This is a genomic window from Flavobacterium sp. GSA192, assembly GCF_006386525.1.
GTDB classification, from domain to species: domain Bacteria; phylum Bacteroidota; class Bacteroidia; order Flavobacteriales; family Flavobacteriaceae; genus Flavobacterium; species Flavobacterium commune.
The window spans coordinates 25,941-47,688 of sequence record NZ_VAHC01000003.1; the positions used below are offsets into that span (position 1 = coordinate 25,941).

At 33.7% G+C, this 21,748-nt stretch carries 19 protein-coding genes; 6 read left to right on the forward strand and 13 right to left on the reverse strand.

Annotated elements, in window-relative coordinates; all coding sequences use genetic code 11:
- Positions 1–148: 148 nt before the first annotated feature.
- The 6 genes from FDM27_RS06950 to FDM27_RS06975 all read right to left on the reverse strand — a co-directional run bounded on the left by FDM27_RS06950 (position 149) and on the right by FDM27_RS06975 (position 7,775).
- Positions 149–979, reverse strand: a complete 831-nt coding sequence (locus FDM27_RS06950) for an alpha/beta hydrolase (protein ID WP_181161643.1) — start codon at positions 977–979, stop codon at positions 149–151.
- A gap of 206 nt (positions 980–1,185) precedes the next feature.
- Positions 1,186–1,677 carry a MepB family protein gene (locus tag FDM27_RS06955; protein ID WP_140485725.1) on the reverse strand — a complete coding sequence of 164 codons (492 nt, stop codon included), beginning with the start codon at positions 1,675–1,677 and terminating at the stop codon, positions 1,186–1,188.
- Between the two features lie 34 nt (positions 1,678–1,711).
- Positions 1,712–4,543, reverse strand: a complete 2,832-nt coding sequence (uvrA, locus tag FDM27_RS06960) for an excinuclease ABC subunit UvrA (protein ID WP_140485726.1) — start codon at positions 4,541–4,543, stop codon at positions 1,712–1,714.
- Between the two features lie 151 nt (positions 4,544–4,694).
- Entirely contained in the window at positions 4,695–6,479 is a 1,785-nt protein-coding gene (locus FDM27_RS06965) for a chloride channel protein (RefSeq protein WP_140485727.1), read from the reverse strand.
- Positions 6,480–6,516: 37 nt separating this feature from the next.
- On the reverse strand, positions 6,517–7,188 hold the full coding sequence (locus FDM27_RS06970) for a DNA alkylation repair protein (RefSeq protein WP_140485728.1): 672 nt from the start codon (positions 7,186–7,188) through the stop codon (positions 6,517–6,519).
- A 2-nt stretch (positions 7,189–7,190) separates the two neighbouring features.
- On the reverse strand, positions 7,191–7,775 hold the full coding sequence (locus tag FDM27_RS06975; RefSeq protein ID WP_140485729.1) for an ACP phosphodiesterase: 585 nt from the start codon (positions 7,773–7,775) through the stop codon (positions 7,191–7,193).
- Positions 7,776–7,874: 99 nt separating this feature from the next.
- On the opposite strand from FDM27_RS06975, the gene glmM reads away from it, so the two are divergent.
- Positions 7,875–9,269, forward strand: coding sequence for a phosphoglucosamine mutase (glmM, locus tag FDM27_RS06980; protein WP_140485730.1), 1,395 nt, complete (start codon positions 7,875–7,877; stop codon positions 9,267–9,269).
- Between the two features lie 319 nt (positions 9,270–9,588).
- Here the strand turns inward: glmM and FDM27_RS06985 are convergent, their stop codons facing one another.
- Genes FDM27_RS06985 through FDM27_RS06995 form a run of 3 tightly spaced genes read right to left on the reverse strand, consistent with a single transcriptional unit; the run spans position 9,589 to position 13,598 of the window.
- On the reverse strand, positions 9,589–12,123 hold the full coding sequence (locus FDM27_RS06985) for a TonB-dependent receptor domain-containing protein (RefSeq protein WP_140485731.1): 2,535 nt from the start codon (positions 12,121–12,123) through the stop codon (positions 9,589–9,591).
- A complete protein-coding gene (locus FDM27_RS06990) occupies positions 12,110–13,024 on the reverse strand; it encodes a FecR family protein (protein ID WP_140485732.1) in 915 nt (304 codons plus the stop codon). The genes FDM27_RS06985 and FDM27_RS06990 overlap by 14 nt, the downstream gene beginning before the upstream one ends.
- A 58-nt stretch (positions 13,025–13,082) precedes the next feature.
- Positions 13,083–13,598, reverse strand: a complete 516-nt coding sequence (locus FDM27_RS06995) for an RNA polymerase sigma factor (RefSeq protein WP_140485733.1) — start codon at positions 13,596–13,598, stop codon at positions 13,083–13,085.
- A 241-nt stretch (positions 13,599–13,839) separates the two neighbouring features.
- Here FDM27_RS06995 and FDM27_RS07000 point away from each other — a divergent pair, with 241 nt between their 5' ends.
- The 4 genes from FDM27_RS07000 (at position 13,840) to FDM27_RS07015 (ending at position 17,250) form a co-directional block, all read left to right on the forward strand.
- Positions 13,840–14,883: a hypothetical protein gene (locus tag FDM27_RS07000; RefSeq protein ID WP_140485734.1), complete on the forward strand. Its 1,044-nt coding sequence runs from the start codon at positions 13,840–13,842 to the stop codon at positions 14,881–14,883.
- A 72-nt stretch (positions 14,884–14,955) separates the two neighbouring features.
- The gene (locus tag FDM27_RS07005; RefSeq protein ID WP_140485735.1) at positions 14,956–15,699 is read left to right on the forward strand and encodes a membrane metalloprotease; all 744 of its coding nucleotides are present in this window, start codon (positions 14,956–14,958) and stop codon (positions 15,697–15,699) included.
- A gap of 171 nt (positions 15,700–15,870) precedes the next feature.
- Positions 15,871–16,509, forward strand: coding sequence for a rhomboid family intramembrane serine protease (locus FDM27_RS07010; RefSeq protein WP_140485736.1), 639 nt, complete (start codon positions 15,871–15,873; stop codon positions 16,507–16,509).
- Between the two features lie 48 nt (positions 16,510–16,557).
- Positions 16,558–17,250, forward strand: coding sequence for an SIMPL domain-containing protein (locus FDM27_RS07015; protein WP_071185639.1), 693 nt, complete (start codon positions 16,558–16,560; stop codon positions 17,248–17,250).
- Positions 17,251–17,329: 79 nt separating this feature from the next.
- Here FDM27_RS07015 and FDM27_RS07020 read toward each other — a convergent pair whose 3' ends face one another.
- Both FDM27_RS07020 and FDM27_RS07025 read right to left on the reverse strand, forming a co-directional pair.
- The gene (locus FDM27_RS07020; protein ID WP_071185640.1) at positions 17,330–17,770 is read right to left on the reverse strand and encodes a KTSC domain-containing protein; all 441 of its coding nucleotides are present in this window, start codon (positions 17,768–17,770) and stop codon (positions 17,330–17,332) included.
- Positions 17,771–17,930: 160 nt separating this feature from the next.
- On the reverse strand, positions 17,931–18,179 hold the full coding sequence (locus FDM27_RS07025) for a hypothetical protein (protein WP_140485737.1): 249 nt from the start codon (positions 18,177–18,179) through the stop codon (positions 17,931–17,933).
- Between the two features lie 88 nt (positions 18,180–18,267).
- Between FDM27_RS07025 and FDM27_RS07030 the strand changes: the two genes are divergently transcribed.
- On the forward strand, positions 18,268–18,837 hold the full coding sequence (locus FDM27_RS07030; RefSeq protein WP_140485738.1) for a hypothetical protein: 570 nt from the start codon (positions 18,268–18,270) through the stop codon (positions 18,835–18,837).
- On the opposite strand, the gene FDM27_RS07035 is transcribed toward FDM27_RS07030, so the two are convergent.
- Both FDM27_RS07035 and FDM27_RS07040 read right to left on the reverse strand, forming a co-directional pair.
- The gene (locus tag FDM27_RS07035) at positions 18,829–19,221 is read right to left on the reverse strand and encodes a response regulator (protein ID WP_071185643.1); all 393 of its coding nucleotides are present in this window, start codon (positions 19,219–19,221) and stop codon (positions 18,829–18,831) included. The two genes, FDM27_RS07030 and FDM27_RS07035, sit on opposite strands and share 9 nt — an antisense overlap.
- Positions 19,218–21,422, reverse strand: coding sequence for a PAS domain S-box protein (locus FDM27_RS07040; protein ID WP_181161644.1), 2,205 nt, complete (start codon positions 21,420–21,422; stop codon positions 19,218–19,220). Before FDM27_RS07040 ends, FDM27_RS07035 begins: the two co-directional genes overlap by 4 nt.
- Positions 21,423–21,748 lie beyond the last annotated feature (326 nt).

Genomic DNA, 21,748 nt, shown 5'->3' on the forward strand with positions numbered 1-21,748 from the left:
AATGTTAGAGAGGCTTTTTACTAAAGTAAGATTTTTTGCTTAGAAAGTGGGTAAAAAAGTTTTATATTTTTCTTTAAAAATAACAAAAGTGGCTAACAGATAGGTTTGTCTATTTTATTAGCCACTTTTATATAAGATTGATATTAATTTATTTTTCGTAAATATCTAATAACCAATTGTAAAAACTATTTTTCCACATTTCAACTGAATGTCCTTCATTATAAGCTAATCCAAATCCATGGTCTCCTTTAGAGTAAACGTGTAATTCAGATTTGTCAACTTCAGCTACAACAGCCGACAAAAACGGAAGAGCTCTTTTCAAGGTCCATTTTTTATCGTCTCTGGCTATAGCCATAAAAAATGGAGGTAAGCTACTTTTATCTTTAACATTTTCTAATAGTTTTATTTTATCTCCAGCATAAATTAAGCCTACAAAAGCTGGTTTCCAGGGCATTTTTTCGCTAACCGTTGTAAAAGTCAACCATTCCGATATAAATCCACCTGCCGAAAAACCAAGTACGCCTATTTTGTCTTTGTCAAATTTTAATTTATCGGCTAATCCTGTCATCGTCATTACACTCGCATTTACATCCTTTTTAAGTTCCTCAAAATAGACTTTTTCCATCGGGATGATAAACTTACCATTTGCATCTTTTTTGTTGGTTCGATACTTTACTACCATGCAGGTAATACCTTGATTGGAAAGCCATAATGCTAAATCAGTTCCTTCTTTATCAACCCAATTAGTAACAAAACCACCTCCGGGAAATATGATTGTGGCTATGTGTTTGTTGTTGGATTCGGATGCTGGGAAAATCATATAGGCAGGTTCAGAGATATTGCTAAAAACACGATTTTTTTGTGATAGAGAACCTGGTTTTACAAGCGAATCGACATAGCTTTCTTTTTGCTCATGAACGATTGGATTGTCTTTTATGCCATTTGGAAATAAAGGAATTTCTTTAGGAACTTGGCTCAAAACAAAAAGACTTTTTAAAAGAAATAAAAAGAACAGAGAGAATTTGATTTTGTTCATGGTTGGTTGGTTGGTTTTGTTTGATTTACATTATTTTATATAATTTGAAGTCAAATATATAAAAATATTCTTCTAAAAAGTAAATGCTTTTATTTGAGTGAAATAGTTGTATTGTACTGAAGGATATTTAAAGAATTATTTTTTGGATTCTAAAAATACAGTTGGCTTGCTACGTCTTTCTCGAAAGGAATTACCATGAAATATTTCAATTGCCATTGTTGTGTTTGTTGAGCTTGTTTGCTTGTTGTTTTATCCCAAGGCGGATAAACACGAATAGCACGTTTGCCTTCTTTTAAAGCGGTTGAAAAAATGCCTTTTTCAATAAGTATTGATTTTGGAAATACAAATTGTCCAAAATGATTTTCGGTTTCGGTGTTGATAATCACTAAGTCGAAATTGTCTTCAATTGCAAAAGGAGCGATTGGACCTTTGGGGATTCTTTTCCATAAGGTAACGAATTGTCCTGTTTTTGTGGGAGTGATTTTAGCGGTTCTAAAAAGTGCTTTTTTCTCATTGAGCAATAGTTGACAAGGATTATAATCGGCACTTTCTTTTTCTAAAGAGATGCTTTTGATTTCTAAGCCTAATTTGTTAAAAACAAGTTCGTTAGTCTTATGTAGAAAATTAAGAATAGCAATCATAGAGTAGTTTTATTTGTTTTGGTGCAGATTATAATTAAATCAATTCCTTCTTCAAGAACTTCGCTGTATAGCTTTTTTTATTATTTGCAATTTCTTCTGGGGTTCCTTTAGCGACAACAGTTCCTCCGCCTTTTCCACCTTCTGGGCCAATATCGATGATGTGATCAGCTAGTTTGATAACATCCATATTGTGTTCGATAATCAGGATGGTATTGCCTTTATCGACCAATTTATTAATCACTTCCATAAACACGCGAATATCCTCAAAATGTAATCCTGTAGTAGGTTCATCGAGGATATAAAAAGTATTTCCGGTATCTTTTTTAGATAATTCTCCAGCCAGTTTGATGCGTTGCGCTTCACCACCGGAAAGTGTTGTGCTTTGTTGTCCTAGCGTGATATAACCCAAACCAACATCTTGAAGTGTTTTTACTTTTCGGTGAATTTTTGGAATATTTTCAAAAAATGGAACCGCCTCGTCAATGGTCATGTCCAATACATCCGAAATGGATTTTCCTTTGTATCTAATTTCGAGTGTTTCGCGATTGAAACGTTTTCCCTGACAGCTTTCGCATTCGACATACACATCGGGTAAAAAGTTCATTTCTATTGTTCGCACTCCCGAACCCTGACAGGTTTCACAGCGACCGCCTTTGACGTTAAAACTAAAACGACCGGCTTTGTAACCGCGAATCATACTCTCAGAAGTCATTGTAAATAAGTTTCTGATTTCGGTAAATACTTCAGTATAAGTTGCCGGATTCGAACGAGGGGTTCTCCCAATCGGACTTTGGTCAATATCAATCACTTTGTCTATATGTTCGAGTCCTTCTATTTTTTTGTACGGCTGTGGTTTTTTTACACCATTGAAATAATAGGCGTTCAAAATAGGGTACAGGGTTTCGTTAATCAATGTTGATTTTCCGCTTCCGGAAACTCCGGTTACACAAATCATTTTCCCCAGAGGAATTTCAATCGAAACATTCTTTAGATTGTTTCCTGTAGCTCCGCTCAGTTTTAAAGATTTTCCGTTGCCTTCACGACGTTTTTTCGGAATTTCGAACTTCATTTTTCCATTGAGATACTGCGCTGTAATAGTATTGGATTTCAATGTTTCAGTTGGTGTTCCCTTGCTGATAATTTCGCCTCCGTATTTTCCTGCTTTCGGACCAATATCAATCACATAATCGGCACGCTCAATCATGTCTTTGTCGTGTTCAACAACGATTACCGAGTTCCCAATATTACGCAATTGCTCCAAAGAATGAATCAGTTTTTCATTGTCTCTTTGGTGCAAACCAATACTTGGTTCATCCAAAATATAAAGCACACCGACTAATTGTGAACCAATTTGTGTTGCCAGTCGGATACGTTGCGCTTCACCACCAGAAAGCGATTTTGAGCTTCGGCTTAAAGCCAAATAATCTAAACCAACATTCATTAAGAAGTCTAATCTATCCTTAATTTCTTTGATTACTTCAGAAGCGATATGTTTTTGTTTATCAGATAAATGCGAATTTAAATCATGAAACCATTTAGTTAAATCAGAAATATCCATATCGCATAATTCGGAAATGTTTTTTTCGTCGATTTTAAAAAACAGAGCTTCTTTTTTTAAACGCGAACCTTCGCAAACAGGACATTCGAGTTCGTCCATGAATTCCTTTGCCCATCGTTTAATGGTTGTAGAACCGCTTTCGTCATGTTGGTTTTTAATGAAATTGGCAATTCCCTCAAAATCGATTTTATAATCACGGGCAACACCTAAATCTTTAGAATTGATCGTGAATTTTTCTTTTCCGCCATTCAGAATCATTTCCATGGCTTCTTCTGAAATGGTTTCTATCGCATCGGTAATTTTAAAATCATATTTCTGCCCAATGATTTCTAATTGTTTAAAAATCCAGGAAGATTTGTATTCGCCTAAAGGTAAAAATCCGCCAGCTTTTATTGATAATTTTGGATTTGGAATAATCTTTTTGACATTGATTTCGTTTACAGTTCCCAGTCCGTTACAATGTTCGCAGGCTCCTTTTGGGGAATTAAAAGAAAACAAATTAGGTTCCGGATTTTGGTATGAAATACCAGTCGAGGGACACATTAAATTCCTACTGAAATAACGTACTTCATTCGAATCTTGATCTAAAATCATCAGTACATTTTCGCCATGATGCATAGCGGTATTAATGCTTTCGGATAATCGTTTTTCATTGTCTGGTGAAGAGTCAACTACGATACGGTCTATGACAATTTCGATATCGTGGGTTTTGTAACGGTCTAATTTCATTCCTGGCGTAATGTCCAGAATGTCTCCATTAACACGCACTTTCAGGAAACCTTGTTTGGTTATTTGTTGGAACAATTCGCCGTAATGTCCTTTTCGGGCTCTAATTACCGGTGCAAGAATGTTGATGCGCTTGTTAGTGAAATCTTGTATAATTAGGTCCTTGATTTGCTCATCCGAATAGGAAACCATCTTTTCTCCCGTATTGTAGCTGTAGGCATCGGCACCACGGGCATAAAGCAATCGCAGGAAATCATAAATTTCAGTAATGGTTCCCACGGTAGAACGCGGACTTTTAGATGTTGTTTTTTGTTCAATGGCAATAACAGGGGAAAGTCCGTCAATTTTATCCACATCAGGACGTTCTAGACCTCCCAGGAACTGTCGGGCATAAGCCGAAAAAGTTTCTACATAACGACGTTGCCCTTCGGCATAAATCGTGTCGAATGCTAAGGAAGATTTTCCAGAGCCAGAAAGTCCAGTAATAACTACTAGTTTTTCCCTCGGAATCGAAATGTCTATATTTTTTAGATTATGAACTCTAGCGCCTAAAACCTCAATAGTATTGTCTTTGTCTAACATATTTTTTGCTGATTGCTTCTTTCATCGCAATGACAGCAAAGTTACTATTTTGGTTTGTTCTTTCGATACAACAGTTTAGAAGTTTTTGTTAAAAGGAAAGAAAAACGCCAACCGAAGTTAGCGTTTTTTCTTTCTTAAAATGATATCAAATTTATTCAATAGTCATCGATTTCAATTTGGCACGATAGGCTTCTAATGCTTCTGATTTTGAGATAAAACCAAAGTATTTTTCGTCTTTAATAACGGGTAAAAAAGTTCGTTTTGTTTTTTCAAATTTATTCATAACGACTTCCATACTATGAAAAGGATAAATAACATCGGCTGGTGGAGTCATTATGTCTTTGACCAAAGTATATTTTACACGGTATTTATTAAAAATAATTTCGCGGATGTCATTAAAATGAATTACACCTAATAAATGCTTTTCTTTATCAACTACCGCAAAAACGGATTGATTGGAGTGCGAAATCAAATCGACCAATTTCTCAAGATTTTCATCGGGTGAAAGGGTTAAAAAATCAGTATGAATAATTGAATTGGTATTTAATGTTGCTAGTACATTAGTGTCTTTATTATTGGTGAAAGCATGTCCTTTTTGAACTAAGCTTTTTACATCCATCGAATGTTTTTCGAATGTTTTTGAAATTGCAAAACTGATGGAAGCTACAATCATCAATGGAAGCATCAGGCTGTAGCCGCCTGTGATTTCTGCAATAAGGAAAATTGCTGTTAGTGGCGCATGAAACAATCCACTTAAAATTCCGGCCATACCTATCATTGTGAAATTACTGATAGGTAAATGGGTTAATCCTGTTAGATTGAATGTTTTTGCAAAAACATAACCCACATAAGAGCCCATGAAAAGAGATGGGGCAAAATTCCCTCCATTTCCTCCGGAACCTAAGGTAATCGAAGTAGCAAAAACTTTCATCATCATCGTTGCGCCAACGAAAAGCAGGATGACCCACTTGTTGTTTTGAAATGAACTAAACAAGGTGTTTTCCAGTAATTCCCCTGCATTGTTATCGGCAAGGGTTCGAATGCTTTCGTATCCTTCACCAAAAAGTGTTGGGAAAATAAAAATCAGTACTGCTAATATGGAAGCACCTAAAAGAGCTTTTTTATAGGGACTCAATCTAAGATGCGAGAAAAAATGTTCGGTTCTTTGGAAATTTCGAGTATAATAAACAGAAATAAATCCCGTAACCACACCCAGTAAAACATAAAAAGGGATGTTATGGTAATCAAATTCCTTTTGCTGTTTTACGTTTAGTAAAATGGTTTCATCCAGCGTAATTACAGAAACCAAAGCTCCGGTTGCTGCGGCAATCATGATAGGAGTAAAGGCTGAAATACTAACATCAACCAGTAAAAATTCGATAGCAAATAATACTCCGGCAATAGGAGCGTTAAAAGCTGCACCAATACCCGCAGCAACACCGCAGCCTATAAGTAAGGTCCTGTCTTTATAGTTTAGTTTGTAATTTTGTGCAAAATTAGAACCAAAGGCAGCTCCGGTTACCACAATTGGACTTTCTAAACCTGCCGAACCTCCTAAGCCTACGGTTAAGGAACTCGTCATGATATGAGCATACATTTGTTTTCTGGGAATGATACTCGCTTTTTTTGCTACAGCATATAAAATTTGCGATGTCCCTTTTTCGATAGTTCCTCCCAAGAGGCGTTTGATGACGAATACTGTCAATAAAAGACCGGCAATAGGCAGAATACTATTAATAAAACTTAGTTTTAGAATTTTATTGATATTGGTAGCAAAAATAAATACCCAGTGTGCAAAGGATTTTAAAACAATTACGGCAATGGCCGAACTAATACCCACTAATACACTCGCAAGGAAAATAAATTGTTTTTCAGTTAACAACGATTGCGCTAAACCAATTATACTTTCTAATTTTGAAATATATTTTTTGAACATTATTGTGTTTTTTTGAAAGTGCTAAATTACTATTATTTCAGGCATCGGTTAAATTTTTGAGAGCTTCTTTTCGGCTTAAAGGCTTTAAGTTATTAACCATAACAAAGTTTTTTACCGCTTCAGAATTAGTTTTTGCATATTCGCGCAAAGCCCATCCAATGGCTTTTTGAATGAAAAATTCTGTAGAAGATTGATGCTGAATGCAAATGGCTTTCAGTAATTCAAAATCGGTTTCTTTTTTGTAACCCAATTGGAATAAAATAGCACTTCGATTGAGCCACATATTATTCGAATTAGAAAATTTCTCAACAGTTGTTTCTATGCAATCAGGAAATTCGATTAAATATTGCCCTAAAATATATTTGGCAATTGTGTCCACGCTATCCCACCAGGAATTTGTGATAATCAGCTTTTCAATGAATTCAATATCGTCTTTTTGGTAATTTCCTTTGAGTTCTTTTATTAAAATTTCGATAGCACAATAGTGTAATTCCCTTTGTTCTTTTGCGTAAAGCGCTAAAGCAATTGTTTTGGTATTATTAGAAACCTCTTGTTTGTTTTGTTTCCAAATGTTTTTAAATAATTCTCTCCTTTCGGTGGTTTTAATGCCGTAAAAAGGAAATCTGTTTTTCATGTATTTTGCCATTGCAAATGCGTTTTCGGCATTACTGTGTTTTTGAAAGGCTATTTCTAATTGATTTATAAACATGTTTAGAGCGACATTAATTTTTGTTTACTGTAAGTTCTCAATTCTTCGAAAAAAGTGATGAATTCCTGTTCAAATTGAGAATAGTACTCTTTTAGTTCTTCTGAAGCAAAACGCATGTTGGATTCGTTTCCGGTTCGGCGATCCATTCGGGTTAAAATCTCATGGATTCCCTCAATGCTTTGATAGCTCGAAAGCCAATTTTGTGTTTCCATATACGGCAGAATTCCTTTAGCTCTTTCGCTAAGTAAATCATGGTTTATCCGCATTGATTGGTAAAAACGGGCTATATATTCTTCTAAATCTTCCTCCGAATAATTCGTCCAGTTTTTTGCCAGGAAATGATCGTAAAAAATATCTACAATTACTCCTGCATAATGGTGGTAACGTTCGTGCAAACGCTTTGTGCTTTCTCTGAAAACAGGATGTGCATCGGTAAAAGTATCGATGGCTCTATGCAGTAAAATTCCTTTTTGAATTTCCTTGGAGAAATTTTCAAATTGTTTCCCGCGGATACCATCGGCCATAAAATTGCCAATTTTAATAAAATCATTGTCTCCTGAAAGGTAGATGTGTGCTAGAAAATTCATTCGTCTAAAATATGAATTCTAAATGACTTTTGTAAGCAGTCAATTATTATATTTGTGTCCAATTTATATTAAATTACTTAAAATTTTAAAAATAAGAGAATGACTTTAATAAAATCGATATCAGGAATTCGTGGAACTATTGGCGGAAAAGTAGGGGATAACCTGACTCCTGTTGATGCAGTGAAATTTGCTTCGGCTTATGGAACCTGGTTAAAAAACACTAACGGAAAGGATAATAAGAATTTAAAGGTTGTGGTAGGGCGTGATGCCAGAATTTCAGGACCTATGATTCACAACTTAGTGGTGAATACTTTAATTGGTTTAGGGATTGATGTGATTGATTTAGGGCTTTCTACAACGCCTACGGTTGAAATTGCTGTTCCTTTAGAAAGTGCCGATGGTGGAATTATTTTGACCGCTTCTCATAATCCAAAACAATGGAATGCCTTAAAATTGCTGAATGAAAAAGGAGAGTTTTTAAATGGTATTGAAGGAGAGAAGATTCTTCAAATTGCGGAAGCAGAAGCGTTTGATTTTTCAGATGTGGATAATTTGGGTGAAATTATTGAGAATGATGCTTATATGGATATTCATATCGACGAAGTGTTAAACTTGGAATTGGTAGATGTTGATGCAGTGAAAGCGGCTAAATTTAAAGTAGTTGTTGACGGTGTGAATTCATCTGGAGGAATTATTATTCCGAAATTGTTAGAATTAATGGGTGTGGAAGTAGTAAAATTATACTGCGAACCTAACGGACATTTTCCTCATAATCCGGAACCTTTGAAAGAACATTTGACGGATATCTGTGAATTGGTTGTTGAAGAAAAAGCGCATCTTGGAATCGTTGTTGATCCTGATGTGGATCGTTTGGCTTTCATTAGCGATGACGGTGAAATGTTTGGTGAAGAATATACATTAGTAGCTGTTGCTGATTATGTATTGAGCAAAACTCCTGGAAATACGGTTTCTAATATGTCTTCTTCCCGTGCTTTGCGTGATGTGACTAATGCACACAACGGAAGCTACGAAGCCAGTGCGGTAGGAGAGGTGAATGTAGTGGAATTGATGAAGAAAAACAATGCAGTTATTGGTGGTGAAGGAAATGGTGGAATCATTTATCCTGAGTCACATTATGGTCGTGATAGTTTGGTAGGAGTGGCTTTGTTCCTGACGCATTTGGCAAACAAGAACATGAGTGTTGCTGCTTTGCGTGCATCGTATCCTGAGTATTATATGAGCAAAAACAAAATCGAATTGACTCCGCAAATTGATGTGGATGCGATTTTAGTTGCCATGACTGAGAAATACAAGAACGAAGATATTACCACTATTGATGGTGTGAAAATTGATTTCGCTAACGAATGGGTTCATTTAAGAAAATCAAATACAGAACCTATTATTCGTATTTATACTGAAGCTCCTTTGCAATCACAGGCGGACGCTTTAGCTTTACGAATCATTGACGAAATTAAAGCAATAGCAGGAATTTAATTGCTGTTTATATAAATTTAAAAGCCCTTTCAAATTTGATTTTGAAAGGGCTTTTCGTTTTATTTATTGTCCATTTTATTGATAATTTCTCTCAGTAAGTCATTGTGTTCTTCTTTTAAGTGAATGAACTTATTAACCCAAGTGTAGATTAAATAAAATATTCCAAATAGTATTCCAAAATAGATTATTGCAATAACGAAAGGAAAAAAACCGAAAAATCCCATAGTGAAAAAATTAAGTTGGTTAATGGTTGAATTTAGGAAAACAATCCTATTGTCAAATGTAGTTTAATTTTTTGTAAAAAGTTTCTGAGATACAGTTAAAAATTAACTCTAAAACTCACATTTGGTGTAAAGCCTAAAGATTGATTGTTGACTTCGATTGCTTTTTCGGTGTTATTTGGATCCACTTTGTAGTATCTGTTGATGTAGTTTTTTTCGTTGGTCAAATTGATAATACCGGCACGAAGACTTGCTTTTAATCTTTGGGTAAAATTAAGAGTGTAGCTTAATGAAGTATCGATACGAAGGAAATTGTCTAAGTTTTGGCTATTGGGAGCATCATAATTTACAAAAGTATTGTTTCCGTTTTGAACCGTTTCATCTCCTTCGACCGGTTTGGTATAAGGCAATCCGTTGTGCCAGATTCCTCCAATTGAGATTTTTAAATTATCAAGAATATTGTAATTGAATCCCAGTGTAAACGAATGGCGGATATCTACATTGTTTGGGAAAGTAGAAGGAGTAAAACTTTCAAAATCATAGTTATTGATGCTGTAGGTGTAACTCAGCCAAGTGCTGTATTTTTTAGTTGTTTTGTTAATTAAGAATTCCACGCCATTATCGGTATAGCTTCCATGCGCTTTTTTGTATTGAAAATTATTGTAAAAACCCTGGTTTGAAGCCGTAATTCCGTCCACCATTTTGTAAAATCCAGTAAGTTCTATGTTCCAGTCGTTTTGACTGAATTCCAGTCCTAACGAAGCCTGTTTGCTTTTTGCAATTGGAATGTCTTTGTTGTTGACTAATTGCCAGCGTCTTTTTTCAACACCAAGAAAATCATCTTCAAAATCGATGATTTGTGTTGTGGTTTGGTTTTTAAATTCACCTTCTATTTTTAATGCCAGTTGCTCAGAAAACTTTTGTCTGAAATTAATTCTTGGTTCGAACAGCAATTTTTCAAATTTTTGAAAATAGTTCAAACGCATTCCTAATCTCAGATAGGTTTTGTTCTTGTTGTATTCCGTTTCCAGAAATAGCGCATGGTTTAGCAAAACATCTTTTTTGGTACTGGAATAGAACGGCGCACTCACTCGGGTTTGGTTGAGCATTCCTGTTTCGGTGACTTGATAACCCGCTAAGAATTTCATATTTTGATTCAAATCATAATATAAATTCAGCTTGGTTCCTGTTTCAAGAACTTCGTTGGCTTCGGTTAAAAGCTGGTCGGTAGTCACACGATAATCGCTGGCATCGATATTATATCTTGAAAAATAAGTACTAAGTTGGCTGCTGAATTGATTTGTCCATTGTGCTTTCCAGTTTCCACCGTAGCCCAGGTTTTTTTGCGAAAGCGTACTTGCTTTAGATTGGCTTTGGTCGTTGTTATTGTTTTCAGAATAATTCAATTCATTATTAATCCCGATGATATTGGCTCTAAATTGATGTTTATCGTTCAAATCATACAGGATTTTAGCGGTATAATCGTAAAATGAGAAATCTGACTTGGTATTTTTATCCAAATTGTCAGCGTTGATTTCGCTGTCCTGAAAGCTTTTTTTGTAATATCTGCTATAAGTAGGGGTATTGACCATATCGGTTATCGAATGTCGGGCAGAAAGATCTATTTCCAGATTTTTAGCTAACGGAATTTCGACAAAGACATCACCGCTTATAAGATTGATACCGGCTCCGCCTGAAACGTTATTTCTAATTTCGTTATTGGTACTCATGTTAACCGTACTGGAAACACCATCACTGTATTCGGCACTTGTTCCATTTTTAGTGACAATTACTTTATTAGTCAGATTGGGATTGTAAGCAGAAATTAATCCAAAAAAATGTCCTGAATGATACATTTTGATATTGTCCCAAAGCATTAGGTTTTGGTCGTTTGTTCCTCCTCGTACATTAATATTGGCAATGCTTTCGTTACTGCTTTCAACACCTGGCAGTGTTTGGATGGATTGAAGAATATCAGGTTCGGTTAGTCCCGGAAGGATTCCAAATTTCTTAGTGTTTAAAACGGTACTTCCGTCAATGTTTTTTTGCAAACCCGAAGTCAGGAATACATTAATCAAAACGGGGTTTAATTCTTCTTTTGTGGATTTTAAAAAGATGTTTTTGCAATTATTTTTATCGGTCGAAAAGAACTCCCTGGCATTAAATTCTTTGGTTTCATAACCCAAATAAGAAATTACAATTTCAGCATCAATAGCGACATCTTTTAAATTGAAACTTCCGTTATTGGATGAAATGCTTCCTTCTGAACTGTTTTTAATTCGAATAGTTGCTCCGGGAAGTGTAGTTTTAGAATCTTCGGTAAACACAACTCCGCAAATACTAATGTTTTTATCTAATCTTGAAATGGTAATGTACCGACTGTCTAATGTTTTGAAATTAAGAGGTACATTGGCATTTAAATAATCAATCGTTTGCTGAAGATTTAAAGTAGGTGATGGTTTCTCGATAGTAATATTGACGATATCCTCTACGGCATAAGAAAATTTTATATTGTATTGTTGTTCAATGGTTTTTATAATGGTAGTTAAAGGAGTTTTGTTAGTGCTTTTTTGTGCCCAACAAATACTCCCAACAAATAAAAATATATAAAAAATCCATTTATTGACCTTCATATTTATAAAATATTACGGTTTTCCCTTTTATTTTATAGCTTAATTGCAACGGAATGGTAATGGCTTCTAAGGCTATTTTTTGGTTTGTATGACTAAAACTTCCGGTAAAAAGTTTAGAAGTATCAACATCCTGAGTTTCTATTTTGATATCATATTGACGCTCTAATTCGGCAATTACCTGATTTAAAGGAATGCGTGTAAAACTGGATTCTTTTTGTAACCAAGATGGTGTTTCAGCATCAAAATCATCCGTTTTTTCAATTTGTTTGTTGATTACTCTAAAGGTTTTTCCCGGTGGTAATTTTACCGTTTTGTCATTGTAAGTTACGCTTACTAATCCTTCGTAGCAACTTACTTCATAATAATTGTTGCGTTGTTTTACATCAAAATGAGTTCCCAGTACTTTAACCACACCATCAGCGGTTTTTACACTAAAGGTTTTTCCTTTTTGTACCTGAAAATAAGCTTCTCCTTCCAGAGTTAAATCTCTTTTTTTGTCCCAATTTTTTTCATTGAAAGTGATTTTGGACGAAGCGTTCAATAATACTTCTGAATGGTCAGGAAGTTGGAAGCTTTTTGTTTGTGCAATTCCGGTTTCAAAAGACTGGTTGGTATTGTAAAATAAAAAATAAGCCGAAGTTAATAGTACTGTGATAACAGCCGCGACTCTAAAAATGGTTCTAAAGTGTAAAGTTCGCACCTTAGGTTCTTTTTTAGTTAGCTTTCTGTTTTTTAATGAAGCCAAAGCCTGTTGCGCATCTACTTTTGGAGTCGCTATGTGGGCAGAGTAGTGTGCTATCTTTTCAAGTGTTTCAAAATCTTCCGATTGTTTTAAATCCTCGATTTCTTTACTGGAAAGTTCACCGTCAAGCCATTTTAATATTTCTTTTTCCTTTTTCATTAGTTCTCGCTATAGTGATAAGACAACTGAATTGTTTTTTACCCTACTATTCAGTTGATTAAATATTTTCGATTTGCTCTTTTAGAATTTTTAAAGCGCCAGACATTCTCTTTTCGACTGCTTTCTGGCTGATGCCTAATAAATCGGCAATTTCCCGGTATTTTTTTCCGTCAATCCTGTTCATTAAAAAAACTTCTCTTTGCGCTTCACTCAGAGAGGCGATTGCCTTTTGCAGCACATGCTTGAATTCTTCTTCTTCTAAAAGGTATTCGGGACTTTGATTGGTTCTGTCTAAATAAGGTGTTTCTTTCGCAAAATCCATAACCACCTTTTGATGCTTAATGGTATTGAGAAATAAATTATTTACGGTGGTAAATAAATAGGTTTTGACTTTAGTAAAGTCAATTTGGGAGCAATTTTCCCAAATTTTAGCAAAGGCTTCCTGGACAATATCTAAAGCAGCATCACTATCGCCCGATTTGTAATAGGCAAAATTAGTAGCCGATTGCACATTTTTTATATAAAATTCGCTAAAATAAGATTCTTCGCAAAGATTGTTGTTTTCCTTACTCATTCTTGTTGTAGGATTGGTTTAGGGGTTTTGTAAAATTAGATTATTTTTTTTGAAATTGGAACTATTTGAAAAAATGTGTTTTTTTTGATGTCTTTAAAGTATTTGTAAATCAGTTTCTTATAAAATATTTGATATTTTTATTTTTTTTAGGGTAGGGAAAAAATGGCTTCTGTTGTCTTACTAATAGAAATGCGAATAAATCGTCATTATAAACTATTAGAAAATATTAAATTTGTAAGTTATGAAAACATTAAAATGGATTGCAGGAATTGCATTGATGGGAATTTTTAGTTTAACATCATGCCAAAGTGAAGTAGATGAAGTTCAGGGAGAAAATCCTAATACGAACACAGCTAATTCAACTACAGCGAATAATTTAAAGCGTGTTTCAATGTATGATGGAACATCGGATGATTTTATAGATGATTCTTCTTGTTCCTCTATTAAGTTTCCTTTTACCGCTATTGTAAACGGAGTAGAACTTACTTTTGTAAGTCAGTTGAGTTATGAATCTGCAATCAATATTCTTGGAGCATTGAATAATGATGATGATTCAGTAAAAATTCAATTTCCTATTACCATAAAAATGAGTGATTATACCGAAGTTACTGTAACTAGCCAATCACAATATGATGCTATTATTGATGATTGTGATGAAGCTGAAGATGACGGAAAAGATCCAATTTCGGCACTGGATATTGATTTTCCTATTACAGTACTAACTTATGATGCCAGTTTGGTACAAACAGGAAGTGTGACTTTTACATCCGAGAAACAACTTTTTACATACATTCAAGGTATGAGTAATAGTGAATATTTTTCTGTAAAATACCCTGTTAATGTTACACTTGCTGATGGATCTACTATGGAAATTAATAGTGATTTAGAGCTTAAAGCAAGCATTACAACAGCTCTGAATATTGAGGAAGCTATGGATGAAGCAGAAGATGACAAAGAAGATTTAGAAACTATTTTAGTAAACGGTACTTTTAAGGTAAATTCGTATCTCAATGCAGGAGTAGATTCTACGAATAATTATTTAGGTGCTACTATTGATTTTGCCAATGACTGGAAAGTTAAATCTTTGAATGCTTTGACAACCATTGCAACAGGAACTTACACTGTAACTTCGGATACAAACGTTTATTTACAAATGAGTTTTGCCGGAAGTACTGATTTTAGTATGTTTAACAAAACATGGAAAGTAACCAGTTTTACCGCTTCAACAATTACTTTAGAAAGCAAGACTAATAGTGCTATAAAATTAGTTTTAAAACAAATTTAATTGAGTATGATTAGTTTTTGCAATTAATTTGTGCTTAATTTATATCCTAAAAATAGTTTTTAAACTTAGAAAATGAAGAAAATAATTGCTGTAATTAGCTTGTTTCTGTTAATATTAAGTTCTTGTTCAAAAGATAGTGCTGAAAACATACAAGTTAATAATAAAAGAACATTAGGAGCTTCAGCACATGATTTATTGTCAGATGATAAGTTTGATAGTATGATTATAGAAATCGTTTATGTGGAAGGTTTTGAGCCTTCGGCAACAGCAATTACTAACTTTGTTTCGTTTTTAAATAGTCGAATTAACAAACCGGGAGGGATAAGTATCGAAAAAAGAGCGATTCCGTCACCGGGAAATACAACTTATACGAATGCACAAATTATAGCCATTGAAGATGCTAACCGAATTCATTATAATGATGGAAGTCAAATAGCAGTTTGGGCGTTTTTTGCCGATGCAAAATCGGCTACCGATACAAATACTTCGGTTATTTTAGGGACAGCATATAGAAATACTTCTTTCGTAATTTATGAAAATACGGTAAAAAAACTAAGCGGTGGTGCTTTTAAACCAAGTACCACTGTTTTAGAAACTACGGTGATTGAGCATGAGTTTGGTCATATTTTAGGATTGACTAATGCAGGAACAGCTTTACAATCAGACCATGAGGATCCAAATCATAAAAGACATTGCGATGTAGAAAGTTGTTTGATGTACTGGGAATCGGAATCCGGTAGCAATATTTTAGGAGGAACAATTCCGCAACTTGATGCACAGTGTATTGCCGATCTTCGTGCCAATGGCGGAAAATAAATGATAAAAAACTCAAAATTCAATTTGGAATAATTTCTTAAATAAAAATCATTTCCAAACCCTAAACAGTAAAAGCTTAGTTGAAATTTTCGACTAAGCTTTTTTTATATTCAAAAGCCTCATCGGCACTATCGGAATTATTATATTTACCAATCATTATAAAAACAGCCAATGAATACTTTTTTGATAGCCATAATAATTGCTAATGTACTTTTTAGTTATAAGGGATTTAAGGATTATTCTTTTTTTAGAAAATACGAATTTCATATTGGAAGTATTCGTTCGGGAGAACAAATTAGGATGTTCACTTCAGGATTTCTTCATGCTGATATTACGCATTTAGCCTTCAATATGATTACACTTTTTTTCTTCGCTCCGGTTGTTATTCTCTATTTGGGGAGTTGGGTTTTTCTGATGATTTATCTTGCCAGTTTGCTTTTTGGAAGTTTGCTAACTCTAGGTTTGCATAAAAATGATTACAATTATCGGGCTGTTGGTGCTTCGGGAGCGGTAACAGGAATTTTGTATTCGGCAATATTATTGCGTCCTGATATGATGTTAGGAATCTTTTTTATCATTCCTATGCCGGCTTATCTATTTGGTATATTGTATTTGTTCTATTCCATTTATGGCATGAAAGCTAAAAACGATGGCATAGGTCATACGGCGCATTTTGGCGGAGCTATTGGCGGCTATTTAATTACGTTGTTAGTTTATCCCGATTTACTTTTTCTAAATCCGCTGATGGTTAGTTTGTTAATCATTCCCATTGTAATTCTTTTTATTTTAATAAAGCTGAAGAAGATTTAATGGCACAGCTTTTGAATATTGGTTTAAAAATTTTAAAAACTATAAAAAATGAAAAAAGCAGTAGTATTTCTATCCCTAATGTTCATGACCTTGTCTTATGGTCAGGAAATAAAACCAATTCCGCAAATAACAGTATCCGGCGAAGGAAAAGTAAAAGTAGTTCCTGATCAGGCTACCATTACCGCAACTGTTGAAAACAAAGGCAATGTTGCCAAAGAAGTTAAAAAAATCAATGATGAACAAATGGATGCTGTTTTGAAATTGATTAAAAAAATGAATCTGGCACCTTCAGATTACAGAACGCAACGTGTTGCTTTAAATCCACAATACGATTACGAAAAAAAGAAAACTACTTATAATGCTACTCAAACGATAGAAATTATTGTTAGAGATTTGAATAAGTATGACGAGTTGATGGAAGGTTTGGTAAGTCAGGGTATCAACCGAATTGACAATGTGGTTTTTCAATCTTCTAAATTGGCACAATACGAATCAGAAGCTCGAAAACTGGCTATGAAAGAAGCTAAACACAAGGCAGAAGATTATGTGTCAGTTTTAGGTCAAAAAATTGGTAAGGCAATAACCATTAATGATAATTCTCAAGCTTATTATCCACAACCGGTTTATGCAAGATTTAAAACGATGGGCGCAATGGAAAGTGATTCGGCTGTTAAAGAAACGCTGGCAGTAGGGGAAATTACTATTACAGCTAATGTAAGTGTGAATTTTGTTTTAGAATAAAATCCAATTCTGATGAAAATTAAGAAAGCCAGTAAAATTATTTTTACTGGCTTTTTAATATCATTCAAGATTAATTAAGTTAATCTTGGTTTGTTACTTTTCTATATGGAAATGCGTTAAAAATGTGTCTTTTTGCAAATCTGGCAGGAGAATCAGCATTTACCATTTTCACGTAAGTAGCTTTAGGAACACTGATGTATTCGTAAACACTTCCGTTAGAAAAATTAATAATTAATCGACCTTCAACAAATTTGTAATCCGTAACAGTTGCAGTTGCAATAGTTTCATTGTACTCAGGTAAATTAGCTTTAATTGTTTCAGGATTGATACTTACTAAAAAGTGGTAAGCTTCAATAATTTTTTTACTGTTTTCTTCAGCAGCTTTTAAACCTTCTTCATCCCCTTGAAATTTATCAGGATGTGCTTCTTTCATCGCATTACGATAGATGGTTTTCAAATCTTTTAGCTGTGCAGTTTTATCTACATTTAAGAGCTTGCGGTATTCAACTATTTTTTTCATAAATTAAGGTAACTACTTGTCTGTTAGTGTGAAACAAATATTGTTAAGTTTCAAATTCGACAATTTTTTTGCAAAGGTACACTTTTTTTTAAGTTTTCACTTTATCAGTAAAAAAAAAGAAAAAAAGATTTTTTTATTGTAAAACACACATTATCAGTGTTTATTGCTGCGGTTTGTTATTGGCCTTATCAAAGTTTTTAGACTTTTTAGGATATTTGTCATAACTCATATCACTTGGATTTTCTATAACCGACTTGATGGTAATCCAATCGCCTATAGCAAATTTGGTTTGAACCATTTTGTAGTCTAACAGATATTCGCCACAAAAGAAGTTGTTATTTTCGTCTTTTTCAATAATTCCTGTATAGATTCCTTTTTGTAACATCTTTTCTTCTGAAGCTTTAGTCATGATGATTTCTTTAAAAATTTTTGTGCAAAGTTAATCAATTATTTGTGGCTTAGACTTGTTTTTATGCTTTCTGATTATATTTGCAGCTATGCAAAAAAACTATAAACCACATCCTAATTCTTTTAAAAACACCTTTTGTGTCTTTCACGAAGTGCTTCCTGATGCTGTTGAAGGATTGAAAGTACAATTTGAAAGTAAGGCAGGGAGTAGTTATTATTATACTCAAGAAGGTATGTATCGTCTTTCGAATCATTGGGGACGGTTGGCCAATAGCAAATGGAGATTAATTGCTATGGAACCCGAAACGGCATCGAAATATAAAATAGGTTTTGCAAAATGGGATTGTTTTTATCCCGATAACGCAACTGAAAAATTGTATTATCTGGAAATGGATCAGGCTAAGAATACTGTGAATTATCAGCATAAAATGAATCCTGATTACAATCAAAAAGCAGTGCTGCGCAACAGCTTGGAAACCACTAAAAGAATTAAGCAAATCAGGAATTTACTGGAACTTACTTCTTGGGTGAGGCATTATGATTGTGATGATATTAGCCTTTTGAGAAAACTAATTATCGAAGAATTAATTTATACTGATAAAAGCTTAGAAGAAATAAAACGGGAAACAGCCGAAAAAGTTAGCTCGTCATTAGGCTGAAGCAATTTTTGTCAAATCTTCAATACTTATCGGTTTGCACATATATCCCAGAATGCTGCTGTTGTTTTTAGCTCTTTCTCTATCTTCAATGGCTATTGATGAACTGGAAATATAGATTTTAATTTCGGTATTAATACGTGATTTTAGAATGGCTATTTCGTCCATAAAACCCCAGCCATCCAGTATGGGCATTTCAATATCTAACAGGATAATATTTGGAAAACTATCATTGTTTGAGATAATTTCTTTCAAAGCGGTGATGGCATCTTTGCCATTTTGAAACGAACGAATGGATGAAAAAAGTCCTGATTTAAGAATAATTTTTTTCATAATAATTTGGTAGATAGGATCATCGTCTATAACCCAAATAGTTTTTTCTGTCATGATATATATACTTTAAATGTGGTGCCCAGATTGGGTTCACTTTCTACGGTGATGTTTCCTCCCATGGCATCAATTTGGTTTTTAGTTATAAATAAACCTATCCCTTTAGAATCTTTGTGGGTGCTGAATTTTTTGTACATCCCAAAAATTTTATGACCGTTTCTTTTTAAATCAATTCCAATTCCGTTGTCAGAAACTTTAAGTACTGTTTTTTTAGCTTCTTTGTAAGTATCAATATGTATAATCGGATGTCTTTCCTGATGACTGTAACGAATAGCATTGGATATTAAATTGTATAAAATACTTTCCAGATAAGCCGGATTATAGTTGACTTCAATATCGCTTTCGACTGAAGAAATTACCTGAATTCCTTTTAGTTCAATTTGATTAGACAGAATAGCAAGTGTATTGTCTATATACTGTTTTAAGTTTAAATTTTCGGTTGTTAAGCCTACATTAGTTTGGATATTAACTACTTCGTTGAGGTTTAGCATAGTTTCGTTTAGTGAATCGGAAACTGATTTTAACAATTCAATCATTTCTTCTTTTTCTTCTTCCGAATCAGAATTTGTTATTAAATCGACAATAGAAGTAATGTTGCTGGTGTGTGATCTTAGATTATGAGAAACGATATATGAAAAATTCAAAAGTCGTTTGTTTTGTTCGCTAACTAAATTAAAAGAGTTGTTTAAATCGGCTTCGGTTTCTTTGTTTTTAGTTACGTCAATCATTATTCCTCTTAGGGATTTTACTTCTCCATTTTCAGTTATGACATTTACAATGTCTCTGAGCCAAACGATGCTTCCGTCTTTGGCAATCATTCGGTATTCAAAATCATGATTTAATTTTTTAGACGTTTGTTCGGCACAAAATTGTAGCGCAAAATTTTTGTCTTTATTGTAAATATGATCTGTCCAAAATGTGGGAGTACTCATCCATTCTTTGGCAGTATAACCTAAAATATTTTCTACTTTTTTACTAACAAAGGTGAATTCTAGGGTATTTGCGTCGCACTCCCAAACAATTCCATCAACAGTATTGATAAGAGATTCTATCCTTTGTTGAGAGTCTAAAACAATTTGGTCAGCATTTTTTCTTTTAGTTATGTCTTCTACAATAATAACGTGTTTTGAAGTCGGTTCTTCTTTTTTCCAAAGAGCTGAAACGGTTATATTGACCCAGATTATTTCTCCCGATTTAGTAATATATCGTTTTTCCATTGCATACTCCTGAATTTCTTTTTGGTAGAGTTTTTTTAGAAAATTCAAAGATTTTTCTATATCATCCGGATGAGTTATAGCTTTTACGTCTAATAGTTTTAATTCTTCACTGCTATATCCTATTAAATCACAAAATTTCTTATTTACTTCTGAAAATTGTCCGGTAATAGAATCTAAATAAGTGATTCCTACGGCAGCCTGATCAAAAATACTTTTAAATTTAATTTCGTTTTTTAAAAGTTTATCAGCCTGTTTTTCCAGTAAATCTTCTAATTCGGCCGGTTTTTTTAAAAAACGAGTAGTTACAAATGCGAATAAGGCGGCAAGGAGAATTCCGAAAAAACCAAGTGTGAATAGAAAAGGGTAGAACTCATGAGGTTTTTTATCAGTTAGATACAATTTCCAGTCTCCATCAGGAATAACAGAGGTGACAGAACTGTTTTTAGACAGATTTTTGTTAACCGGAAGAAAAAACAGCTCTTTTTGCGTGATGGGATTCACTTTAGAAAGTTGAAAATAATATTTAGAACTGTCAATACTATTAATTCCTGAATTGTGTAAAAAGGTGTTCAGGTGAATAACAACTGCCGAAAAGCCCCAGAATTTATTGTCTTTATGTACAGGCATTCTGCCTACAATGCCCAATCCGCCTTGTTTTAATTCAAGAGGCCCGGCAAAATACATTTTACTGTTTTTAATGGATTGTGAAGCTTCAAACTGATGCTTTTCAGAAGTCAGAATATTTAATCCTATGGCAGCTTCGTTTCCTTTTAAAGGATAAATATGACTAATAATTCCGTTAGGAACTAATTGTACGGCATTGATACCATTATTAGAAGCCAATAATTGTTTGGCTATTTCGTCAAAATTTTCAGGTACGCCTTTGTCATTAATAGTAAGAGCCAGAGACAATGCTGTAGTATAATTGTTCTTCAGTGATTGATCAATATTTTGACGAATTGTTTCCAGAGTCTTGTACATTTCGTCATTTTTAGCTTTTTGGGCTATTTGATATTGCTGTAAAAGGATGTAATAAAATATGGAACATAATATAAAAAACACTATAAGTCCCAGCCTTTTAGGCCTTATTAAGGATTTGTATTTGTTTTTTGAAAAATGATTACCTATTTCCATTTATTATATATACTATGTTTTTTATTTTTTATTCAATTTTATGACTAAAATGCAGTAGAAAATATGACAAAAATCAATGATGTTACCAAAAATAGTAAAATTACTTTAAATCGCGAGGTTTATTCTTACTCGTTTTAATGTTTTTTGTGATTTTGTATTATTTTATCTTTTTG

Excerpts from the sequence above, each read along its gene's own strand:
- FDM27_RS06975 (WP_140485729.1), bottom strand. The coding sequence starts at position 7,775 with ATGAATTTTCTAGCACACATCTACCTTTCAGGAGACAATGATTTTATT.
- FDM27_RS07025 (WP_140485737.1), bottom strand. The coding sequence starts at position 18,179 with ATGACTAAAGCTTCAGAAGAAAAGATGTTACAAAAAGGAATCTATACA.
- FDM27_RS07005 (WP_140485735.1), top strand. The coding sequence starts at position 14,956 with ATGAAGAAAATAATTGCTGTAATTAGCTTGTTTCTGTTAATATTAAGT.
- FDM27_RS06985 (WP_140485731.1), bottom strand. The coding sequence starts at position 12,123 with ATGAAGGTCAATAAATGGATTTTTTATATATTTTTATTTGTTGGGAGT.
- FDM27_RS06970 (WP_140485728.1), bottom strand. The coding sequence starts at position 7,188 with ATGTTTATAAATCAATTAGAAATAGCCTTTCAAAAACACAGTAATGCC.
- FDM27_RS07030 (WP_140485738.1), top strand. The coding sequence starts at position 18,268 with ATGCAAAAAAACTATAAACCACATCCTAATTCTTTTAAAAACACCTTT.
- FDM27_RS07015 (WP_071185639.1), top strand. The coding sequence starts at position 16,558 with ATGAAAAAAGCAGTAGTATTTCTATCCCTAATGTTCATGACCTTGTCT.
- FDM27_RS07000 (WP_140485734.1), top strand. The coding sequence starts at position 13,840 with ATGAAAACATTAAAATGGATTGCAGGAATTGCATTGATGGGAATTTTT.
- FDM27_RS06995 (WP_140485733.1), bottom strand. The coding sequence starts at position 13,598 with ATGAGTAAGGAAAACAACAATCTTTGCGAAGAATCTTATTTTAGCGAA.
- FDM27_RS06965 (WP_140485727.1), bottom strand. The coding sequence starts at position 6,479 with ATGTTCAAAAAATATATTTCAAAATTAGAAAGTATAATTGGTTTAGCG.
- uvrA (WP_140485726.1), bottom strand. The coding sequence starts at position 4,543 with ATGTTAGACAAAGACAATACTATTGAGGTTTTAGGCGCTAGAGTTCAT.
- FDM27_RS07010 (WP_140485736.1), top strand. The coding sequence starts at position 15,871 with ATGAATACTTTTTTGATAGCCATAATAATTGCTAATGTACTTTTTAGT.
- FDM27_RS06990 (WP_140485732.1), bottom strand. The coding sequence starts at position 13,024 with ATGAAAAAGGAAAAAGAAATATTAAAATGGCTTGACGGTGAACTTTCC.
- glmM (WP_140485730.1), top strand. The coding sequence starts at position 7,875 with ATGACTTTAATAAAATCGATATCAGGAATTCGTGGAACTATTGGCGGA.
- FDM27_RS07040 (WP_181161644.1), bottom strand. The coding sequence starts at position 21,422 with ATGTACAAGACTCTGGAAACAATTCGTCAAAATATTGATCAATCACTG.
- FDM27_RS07020 (WP_071185640.1), bottom strand. The coding sequence starts at position 17,770 with ATGAAAAAAATAGTTGAATACCGCAAGCTCTTAAATGTAGATAAAACT.
- FDM27_RS07035 (WP_071185643.1), bottom strand. The coding sequence starts at position 19,221 with ATGACAGAAAAAACTATTTGGGTTATAGACGATGATCCTATCTACCAA.
- FDM27_RS06955 (WP_140485725.1), bottom strand. The coding sequence starts at position 1,677 with ATGATTGCTATTCTTAATTTTCTACATAAGACTAACGAACTTGTTTTT.